This window comes from Streptomyces acidicola (assembly GCF_009377235.1).
Classification (GTDB): domain Bacteria; phylum Actinomycetota; class Actinomycetes; order Streptomycetales; family Streptomycetaceae; genus Streptomyces; species Streptomyces acidicola.
Map to the genome: position 1 here is coordinate 23,362 of NZ_VMNX01000098.1, position 9,126 is coordinate 32,487.

The 9,126-nt window shown below is 70.6% G+C and carries 9 protein-coding genes; 7 read left to right on the forward strand and 2 right to left on the reverse strand.

What is annotated here, in order from left to right; translation table 11 throughout:
- The first annotated feature begins 7 nt into the window (after nt 1-7).
- The 3 genes from FPZ41_RS24255 to FPZ41_RS24265 all read left to right on the forward strand — a co-directional run bounded on the left by FPZ41_RS24255 (nt 8) and on the right by FPZ41_RS24265 (nt 2,508).
- A complete protein-coding gene (locus FPZ41_RS24255) occupies nt 8-499 on the forward strand; it encodes a DUF5304 domain-containing protein (protein ID WP_152865836.1) in 492 nt (163 codons plus the stop codon).
- Between the two features lie 91 nt (nt 500-590).
- On the forward strand, nt 591-1,544 hold the full coding sequence (locus FPZ41_RS24260) for an ROK family glucokinase (RefSeq protein WP_131565825.1): 954 nt from the start codon (nt 591-593) through the stop codon (nt 1,542-1,544).
- 205 nt (nt 1,545-1,749) lie between these two features.
- Nucleotides 1,750-2,508, forward strand: coding sequence for an endonuclease/exonuclease/phosphatase family protein (locus FPZ41_RS24265; RefSeq protein ID WP_152865837.1), 759 nt, complete (start codon nt 1,750-1,752; stop codon nt 2,506-2,508).
- 45 nt (nt 2,509-2,553) lie between these two features.
- Here FPZ41_RS24265 and FPZ41_RS24270 read toward each other — a convergent pair whose 3' ends face one another.
- Together FPZ41_RS24270 and FPZ41_RS24275 are read right to left on the reverse strand one after the other, a co-directional pair.
- Nucleotides 2,554-3,342 carry a hypothetical protein gene (locus tag FPZ41_RS24270; protein WP_322620652.1) on the reverse strand — a complete coding sequence of 263 codons (789 nt, stop codon included), beginning with the start codon at nt 3,340-3,342 and terminating at the stop codon, nt 2,554-2,556.
- Nucleotides 3,335-4,147 carry an alpha/beta hydrolase gene (locus FPZ41_RS24275; protein ID WP_131565829.1) on the reverse strand — a complete coding sequence of 271 codons (813 nt, stop codon included), beginning with the start codon at nt 4,145-4,147 and terminating at the stop codon, nt 3,335-3,337. The genes FPZ41_RS24270 and FPZ41_RS24275 overlap by 8 nt, the downstream gene beginning before the upstream one ends.
- Before the next feature lie 339 nt (nt 4,148-4,486).
- Between FPZ41_RS24275 and FPZ41_RS24280 the strand changes: the two genes are divergently transcribed.
- From FPZ41_RS24280 to FPZ41_RS24295, 4 genes are all read left to right on the forward strand, one after another.
- On the forward strand, nt 4,487-5,305 hold the full coding sequence (locus tag FPZ41_RS24280; RefSeq protein WP_152865838.1) for a lysophospholipid acyltransferase family protein: 819 nt from the start codon (nt 4,487-4,489) through the stop codon (nt 5,303-5,305).
- 91 nt (nt 5,306-5,396) lie between these two features.
- Nucleotides 5,397-6,683: a MacS family sensor histidine kinase gene (macS, locus tag FPZ41_RS24285; protein ID WP_152865839.1), complete on the forward strand. Its 1,287-nt coding sequence runs from the start codon at nt 5,397-5,399 to the stop codon at nt 6,681-6,683.
- A gap of 68 nt (nt 6,684-6,751) precedes the next feature.
- Nucleotides 6,752-7,399: a response regulator gene (locus FPZ41_RS24290; protein ID WP_152865847.1), complete on the forward strand. Its 648-nt coding sequence runs from the start codon at nt 6,752-6,754 to the stop codon at nt 7,397-7,399.
- 192 nt (nt 7,400-7,591) lie between these two features.
- The gene (locus FPZ41_RS24295; RefSeq protein WP_152865840.1) at nt 7,592-8,620 is read left to right on the forward strand and encodes a 6-phosphofructokinase; all 1,029 of its coding nucleotides are present in this window, start codon (nt 7,592-7,594) and stop codon (nt 8,618-8,620) included.
- Nucleotides 8,621-9,126: the final 506 nt, after the last annotated feature.

Sequence of the window (9,126 nt, forward strand, 5' to 3'; positions counted from 1 at the left end):
GTCCGCCATGAGCGAAGAGCGCCCCACGTCCGACGACGCCGCTCGACAGAAGGCTCAGGACGAGGCGGTCGAAGAGGTGCACGTCACCGACCCCGATGCCTGGGCGACGGCGTGTGAGGAGGACCTCGCGGCGGAGAAGGCCCGGCGCCGCGCCCAGTACGGACCACCCCCGGGTTCGGCCGCCGAGGAACTGCGCAAGCTGGTCGACGCCGTCGCCGACAAGCTGTCCGGCATCCAGTCACCGCTGTTCGGCGCGGTCGCCTCGGGCACGGCCCAGCAGATGCTGAACCAGGCCGTCCGGCAGGCGAAGGCCGCCGTCGAGCCCGTCATCGAGCGCAACCCCGACGTCTTCGACCACCTGGCCGCCGCCGGCTCCGAACTGCTCGCCGCGTACCGCTCGGCCGTCGAGAGCCAGGAGAGGCGCTGGACCAACCCCGACTCCGACCCCCGGGACCAGGGCGACGACCCGGGCCCCGGGGAGCGCATCGACTTGGACTGACGTCCCTGTTGAGACCCTGCCGACCGGAACCCGGCGGCAGGGCCTCGGGTACGGTTGGCCATAGCGGGGCTCGACCGAAACTGAGGGATTCATGGGACTCACCATCGGCGTCGACATCGGCGGCACGAAGATCGCGGCCGGTGTGGTCGACGAGGAAGGCAACATCCTCTCGACTCACAAGGTGCCGACTCCTGGCACGCCCGAGGCGATCGTTGACGCCATTGCCGCCGCCGTCGAAGGCGCCCGCGCCGGACACGAGATCGTCGGCGTGGGTATCGGCGCCGCCGGCTACGTGAACCGCCAGCGGTCCACGGTCTACTTCGCCCCCAACATCGACTGGCGCCAGGAGCCACTGAAGGAGAAGGTCGAGGCACGCGTCCACCTGCCGGTCGTCGTGGAGAACGACGCGAACGCGGCGGCGTGGGGCGAGTACAAGTTCGGCGCCGGCAAGGGCCACCGCAACGTCATCTGCATCACGCTGGGCACCGGCCTCGGCGGCGGCATCATCATCGGCAACAAGCTGCGCCGCGGGCACTTCGGCGTGGCCGCCGAGTTCGGCCACATCCGCATGGTCCCGGACGGCCTGCTGTGCGGCTGCGGCTCGCAGGGCTGCTGGGAGCAGTACGCCTCCGGGCGCGCCCTCGTCAGATACGCCAAGCAGCGCGCCAAGGCGACCCCCGAGAACGCCGAGCTGCTGCTCTCCCTGGGCGACGGCACCCCCGAGGGCATCGAGGGCAAGCACATCTCCATGGCGGCCCGGCAGGGCGACCCCGTGGCCGTCGACTCGTACCGCGAGCTGGCCCGCTGGGCCGGCGCGGGCCTCGCGGACCTGGCCTCCCTCTTCGACCCCTCCGCCTTCATCGTCGGCGGCGGCCTCTCCGACGAGGGCGAACTGGTCCTCGACCCGATCCGCAAGTCCTACAAGCGCTGGCTGGTGGGCGGCAACTGGCGCCCGGTGGCCGACGTGATCGCCGCCCAACTCGGCAACGAGGCGGGCCTGGTGGGCGCGGCGGACCTGGCCCGGGAGCCGGACCCGACCATGTGAGGGCCGCATTGCGCGGTACGTTGGCTCCTCGCGCCCTTCAGGGGCGCGAGGCTGCATCCATATGCGGCTCCGCCGCGGGGGCGCGACAGTCCACGACGCACCCCGTAACCCGTACCTGTACCAGGGCCCGTACCGGCACTCGTAAACGGACAAAACTCCCGAGTTGGTAGGCGCTCCACCCTCAGGCCCGACGTACATTGATCCCATGTCGACCCCGCCGCCACCGCTCCCCAACTCCCGCACTGAGCCCGACGGTTCGGCCGTCATCCGTGTCCTCAGCTACAACATCCGCTCCCTGCGGGACGACACCGCCGCCCTCGCCCGAGTGATCACCGCCTGCGCCCCCGACCTGGTCCTGGTCCAGGAGGCCCCCCGTTTCTTCCGCTGGCGCAAGAAGCTGGCGCGGCTGGCGGCGGCCTCGGGACTGGTGACCCTCTCGGGCGGCGCCACCGCTTCCGGCCCGGCACTGCTGTGCTCCCTGCGGGCGACGGTCGAGCGGACGGAGGACGTGCTCCTGCCCCTCACCCCCGGCCTGCACCGGCGCGGCTTCGCGACGGCGGTCGTACGGTTCGGCGGTGTCCGGCTGGGTGTCCTCAGCTGTCACCTGAGTCTGCAGAAGGACGAGCGCTACGAGCAGGGCGGCATGCTCCTCGACCGACTCGCCGGGATGGGTGTGGAGCACGCGATCGCGGGCGGCGACCTCAACGAGCGCCCGGACGGCCGCACCTTCAGGCGCCTCGCCGCCGACCTCCAGGACTGCCGGGCCACCGCCCCCTGGGGCACGGAGTACACCTTCACTCCCGCCGACCCCCGCCGGCGCATCGACGCAATCCTCGCCACGCGGGGCGTCGAGGTGCTGGGCTGCGGGGTGCCTCATGCCCACCCGGGGGTCACCGAGACCGACCTCAGGGCGGCCACGGACCACCTGCCGGTCCTGGCCGCCCTCAGGGTGCCCGTGAGCTAGGGCCTGTCCGGCACGCTTCCGGACGGGCCCTCGTACGCGTCGAGGTCAGACGACCGCGCCACGACCGGGATCGTCGTCGTCCTCGTCGTCGCCCTTCATACGCATCACCAGCGTGGCGAAGCCGCCGAGGAAGCCGCCTATGCCGAGGGTGGCCAGCCACCAGGTCATGTCCCAGCCGAGCAGGACCGCGAGCAGGAGCAGGACGGGCCCGCCGAGCACCCCGAGCCAGGCGAACTTGGCCGTCGCGTCGGCCGCGGGCAGCGGGGGCGGCTCCGGTGGTATGAAGTGGCCCTCGTCGTCCTCGTCGAAGTCGTCCTCGCTCGGCTCCGGCGCCTGGTAGTCGCGTGGGCCGCTGCCGACACCCGGCGCGAAGGTGATGGAGCTGCCCAGCGGCTTGGTGGCCGAAGGCCCGGCCTCGTCGGCGGACTGGTCCGCGGGCTTGTCGGAGCCGTTGTCGGACTTCTTGTCCACGCCGTTGTCCAGGCCCTTGTCCAAGCTCTTGTCCGAGCTCTCGCCCGTGCTCTTCTCGGAGGCCTTGTCGGACGGCTTCTCGGGGGGTTTTCCGGCGGCCTTGTCGGAGGTGTCGTCCGGCTCGGACTCCAGCAGCGCCAGGTCCTCCACCGAGCGGAACGGCCGGGCACCGGGCGGGTCCGGCGGCTCCTCGCCGTACCCGGCGACGATCGCCTGCCATGCCGCGGCCTCGTCGAACGGCACGTGCTGCTCGCCGCCCGGCTCGTCCGGCCCGCCCGACGACTCGTCGCGTGAGTCACCGCGGCGCTCGCCGGGGAGCGCGCCCTTCTCCTCCGGCTCGCGCTCGGAGTCGTGCTCAGCCACCAGTGGCCGTCCCTTCCTGTTGGCCCACCTGTCCCGCACCGGTCGTCTCCGTGCCGACGCCGGGCGCGAGCCGGGCGATGAACGCGTAGCTCTCCTCGAAGATCCGCTCCGCGTCATTGTCCAACGTCGCCACGTGATAGCTCTGTTCCAGCAGGATCTCCGTGACGTCCGTGGACGACACCCGGCTGAGGATGCGCGCGGAGTCGGCCGGGGGCACCACATGGTCCTCGGGGCTGCGCAGCAGCAGCATCGGCTGGGTCACCTGGGGGAGCTCGCCGTCGACCAGCCGGCAGAAATTCCGCAGGGAGTGTGCCGCGTGCAGCGGGACCCGGTCGTAGCCGACCTCGACGCCGCCCTCCTTCTTGATGTCGCTGGTGAGGCCCTTCGCCGTCGGGACGAGGTGACGGAGCACCGGGAGGGCGTACGCCGACAGGCCGTGCACCTTGTTCGACGGGTTGACGACCACGATGCCGCTGACGCCGTCCCCGTGCTTCGCGGCCAGGCGCAGGGTGAGCGTGCCGCCCATGGAGAGGCCGAGGACGAACACCTGAGCACAGCGCTCGCGCAGGGCGTGCAGCTCGCGGTCCACCTCCGCGTACCAGTCCTGCCAGCCGGTGAGCTGCATGTCCTCCCAGCGTGTGCCGTGACCGGGCAACAGCGGCAGGGCGACGGTCAGGCCGCGCTCGGCGAGGTACCGCGCCCAGGGGCGCAGTGACTGCGGGGAACCGGTGAAGCCGTGGCAGAGAAGGACGCCGACCTCCCCGCCCTCGTGGCGGTACGGCTCGGCTCCGGGCAGGACCGGCACGTCTGTCTCCTGTTCGGTGAGGTAAGGACCGGGAACGACAGCAGGCACAACAACAGACTCAACAGCAGGAACTACAACGGGACATGCTCCGGAACGTCGAACACCCCGGGAACACTGCCCCGAGGCCCCACGGACCTCACATCTGTGGTTGGCGGGCTTCGAGGTGTACTTCACCGTACGCGACCGCACTGACACCGACCAGGCCCTTCGGCCACTCGGCCCGTGCCCCCGGCGTCCCCCGGAACCTGTCCGGCCCCGGGCCCGTAGGGTCCTTTGACAGTGCTCCGGGTTAAGGTCTGATCGAGAGACACGGGAGGCACTCGGTTGTTGTACGGCGCGATGAAGGTTTCCGTCGGAGGGCCGCTGAAGCTTGCCTTCAGGCCCTGGGTGGAGGGCCTGGAGAACGTTCCGGCCGAGGGCCCCGCCATCCTGGCGAGCAACCACCTGTCCTTCTCTGACTCGTTCTTCCTGCCCGCGGTCCTCGACCGCAAGGTCACGTTCATCGCGAAGGCCGAGTACTTCACGACGCCCGGTATCAAGGGCCGTTTGACGGCAGCCTTCTTCAAGGGCGTCGGCCAGCTCCCCGTGGACCGCTCCGGGGCGCGCGGCGCGGGTGAGGCGGCGATCAAGAGCGGTATCGAGGTCCTTGAGCGCGGCGAGCTGTTCGGCATCTACCCGGAGGGCACCCGCTCGCCCGACGGCCGCCTCTACCGGGGCAAGCCCGGCGGTCTCGCACGCGTGACGCTCGCCACGGGCGCGCCCGTCATCCCGGTCGCCATGATCGACACGGAGAAGATCCAGCCGCCCGGGAAGGTCATTCCGAAGCTCATGCGGCCTGGCATCCGGATCGGCAAGCCCCTGGACTTCACCCGGTACCAGGGCATGGAGCACGACCGTTTCGTGCTCCGCGCGGTGACCGACGAGGTCATGTACGAAATCATGAAGCTCTCCGGCCAGGAGTACGTCGACATGTACGCGACGGCCGCCAAGCGGCAGATCGCGGATGCGGCGAAGGCGGAGAAGCAGGCCGGGAAGGAAGCCGAGAAGGCCGACAGGGCCGCGAAGGCAGCGCTGGCCAAGGCCGAGCAGGACCAGGCGGAGAAGGAACGGGCGGAGAAGGAACGCGCCGAGAAGCCACAGGGCGAGAACGGACGCTGAGCGGGAGCGTGTGCGGGAGCAGAGGTCCGGCTCTCGACACCGGCGTGATCGCCCCGGAGGCGAACAACCGAATAAGGAAACAAGGGGGGGCATGGCCAAGCGCGAGAGAGTCATGAGGATGTCGGTCGAGCAGCCGTTGTGGCGTGCTCTGACCGGCTACCGCATCCTGACGATGGTGTACGCGATCGGTCTCTTCGCCAGCACGAACGACAAGTTCGCCCGCCCCTGGGTGGCCGTCGCCTACTACGCCGTGCTCGCCGTGTGGACGCTGGCCACCATCCCCAGGGTCGCGAACGCGGCCAACTGCACCAAAGGGTTCCTCGCCGCCGACCTCACCGTCGCGCTCGCCGGCATCCTGCTCACCCGCGTCGCCGACGCACCCGAGCGGATCGATGCCGGCGGCCCCACGCTGCCGTCGATATGGACAGCGGGCGCCGTCCTGGCCTTCGCGATCAAGGGCGGCTGGCGCTGGGCGGCCTTCGCCTCCACACTCGTGGCCGGTGTCAACATCGCCGAGCGCGGTGCCCCGACCCGCGACACCGTCCACAACGTGCTGCTCGTCTGTATCGCCTCCATCGCCATCGGCTACGTCGTCGAGGTCGCCCGCGCCTCCGAGCGCACCCTCGCCCGAGCCCTGGAGATCGAGGCCGCCACCCGCGAACGGGAGCGGCTGGCCCGCGACATCCACGACAGCGTGCTCCAGGTCCTCGCCATGGTGCAGCGGCGCGGCACCGCGCTCGGCGGCGAAGCCGCGGAACTGGGCCGGATGGCGGGCGAACAGGAAGTCGCTCTGCGCACCCTGGTGTCCGGCGGACTCGGCGGCATCCTGCCGCGCGGCGGCTCGCGCGTCTCGGAGGACGCGGTCCAGGGAGCGGTCGTACGGGCGGTGGAGGAGACGGATGACCCGCACGACCCGGATGCGCTGGACGCGTCGGACGGGGCGGCGCACGCGGTCGACCTGCGCGCCCTTCTCGCCTCCTACGCCGGCTCCAAGGTCACCCTCTCCGAGCCCGGCGCCCCCGTGCGGCTCGCCCCGCTCACCGCGCGCGAGCTGACGGCGGCCGTCGGCGCCGCGCTGGACAACGTCCGCAGGCACGCCGGAGAGAGTGCCCGCGCCTGGATCCTGGTGGAGGACGAGCCGGACGAGGTGATCGTGACGGTGCGGGACGACGGTCCGGGCATCCCGGAGGGGCGGCTCGCCCAGGCCGAGGGCGAGGGTCGGCTCGGCGTGGCCCTGTCCATCCGGGGCCGACTGCGCGACATCGGCGGCACGGCCGACCTGATCTCGGTGCCGGGACAGGGCACGGAAGTCGAATTGAAGGTACCCAAGGCCCCGAAGCCCTCCATGGACTCGCGGGGGAAGGCGGAGAAGCGGTGACGGAGAGCAAGCAGACGCGGACGTCCGGGGCACCTGGAGGAAAGGACCAGCAGGACCCGATCAAGGTCATGGTGGTCGACGACCACCCCATGTGGCGCGACGCCGTCGCCCGCGACCTCAGCGAGTCCGGCTTCGACGTGGTCGCCACGGCGGGCGACGGCGAGCAGGCGGTGCGCCGCGCGCAGGCCGCCGCGCCCGACGTCCTCGTCCTGGACCTGAACCTGCCCGCGAAGCCCGGGGTGCAGGTGTGCAAGGAACTGGTGGGCGCGAACCCGGCGCTGCGTGTCCTCGTCCTCTCGGCCAGCGGTGAGCACGCGGACGTGCTGGAGGCCGTGAAGTCCGGGGCGACCGGCTACCTCCTCAAGTCGGCCTCCACCGAGGAACTGATAGACGCGGTGCGCCGCACGGCTGTCGGTGACCCCGTGTTCACGCCGGGGCTCGCGGGCCTGGTCCTCGGCGAGTACCGCCGCCTCGCCTCCGAGCCGGCCCCTGCCGCGGGCGCCGACGAGCCCAAGGCGCCGCAGCTCACCGAGCGCGAGACCGAGGTGCTCCGCCTGGTCGCCAAGGGCCTGAGCTACAAGCAGATCGCTGAACGCCTGGTCATCTCGCACCGCACGGTCCAGAACCATGTGCAGAACACCCTCGGCAAGCTCCAGTTGCACAACCGCGTGGAGCTGGTCCGCTATGCCATAGAGCGGGGCCTCGACGAGGCGTAAACACTCCGATACACCCGGACGAGTGATCCCGACTTGATCAACTCACCCATGATTCACCGGAATTGACCTTCTGTCCCATGTTGAAGTGACCTGGATCACTACTAGCGTGGCTGACGTCAGATGTGGCGCGTCCGCGACGCGCGTCGGCGCGCGTACAGCGATCAGGCAGCGTATGGCGAAGGGACAATTTCCATGCGGGTCGGAGTACTGACCGGAGGCGGCGACTGCCCCGGGCTCAACGCCGTCATCCGGGGCATCGTCCGTAAGGGCGTGCAGGAGTACGGCTATGACTTCGTCGGCTTCCGGGACGGCTGGCGGGGGCCGCTCGAAAACGACACCACGCGGCTCGACATTCCCACGGTGCGCGGCATCCTCCCGCGCGGCGGCACCATCCTCGGCTCCTCTCGGACCAATCCCCTCAAGCAGGAGGACGGGATCCGAAGGATCAAGGAGAACCTCGCCAAGCAGGAGGTCGAGGCGCTCATCGCGATCGGCGGCGAGGACACCCTGGGCGTGGCCGCGCGCCTCACGGACGAGTACGGCGTACCCGTGGTCGGCGTCCCGAAGACGATCGACAACGACCTCTCGGCCACGGACTACACCTTCGGTTTCGACACCGCGGTAGGCATCGCGACCGAGGCGATCGACCGCCTGCACACCACGGCCGAGTCACACATGAGGGTTCTGGTGGTGGAGGTGATGGGCCGCCACGCAGGCTGGATCGCCCTGCACTCGGGCCTCGCGGGCGGCGCGAACGTCATCCTCATCCCGGAGCAGCGCTTCGACGTCGAGCAGGTCTGCGCCTGGGTGACCTCGCGCTTCCGGGCGTCGTACGCGCCGATCGTGGTCGTGGCGGAGGGGGCCATGCCCAAGGACGGCGACATGGTCCTGAAGGACGGGTCCCTCGACTCCTTCGGCCATGTCCGTCTCTCCGGCGTCGGAGAGTGGCTGGCCAAGGAGATCGAGAAGCGCACGGGCAAGGAGGCCCGTACGACGGTGCTGGGCCACGTCCAGCGGGGCGGTACCCCCAGCGCCTTCGACCGCTGGCTCGCCACCCGCTTCGGACTGCACGCCGTCGAGGCCGTCCGTGACGGGGACTTCGGCAAGATGGTCGCCCTGCGGGGTACGCACATCGTCCGCGTCCCCATCGCGGAGGCCACGGCCAAGCTGAAGACGGTCGACCCGAAGCTGTACGAGGAGGTAGGCGTCTTCTTCGGCTGACCCTGGCCGGGTCGGTCCCGAGCCTTCCTCGCCCCGCCGCTCCTACCCATTCCCGTCCCCTGGGGGTTGCCGCCCCCAGACCCCCTCTGTCGGCCTGAACGGCCTCGTCCTCAAACGCCGGCCGGGCTGGGGGTGCCTGGCCTCGGCTGGGGTGCCTGGCCCCAGATGGAAAATCCCCAGCCGGAACCCAGCCCCAGCGGGAACCCAGCCCCAGCGGGAACCCAGCCCCAGCGGGAAGTTCCCAGCCTCGGCCGGAAAGTCCCAGCCTCGGCCGGAAAGTCCCAGCCTCGGCCGGAAAGTCCCAGCCTCGGCCGGAAAGTCCCAGCCTCAGAGGGAAGTTCCCAGCCTCAGCCGGAGGGTCCCAGCCTCAGAGGGAAGTTCCCATCTCAGTGGGAAGTTTCCAGCCTCAGCCGGAGGGTCCCGGCGTCAGCCGGAAGGTCCCAGCCCCGGCCGGCAAAAATCCAGCCCCTCCGGCGTTTGAGGAGCGGGGGTCCGGGGGCCGGCCC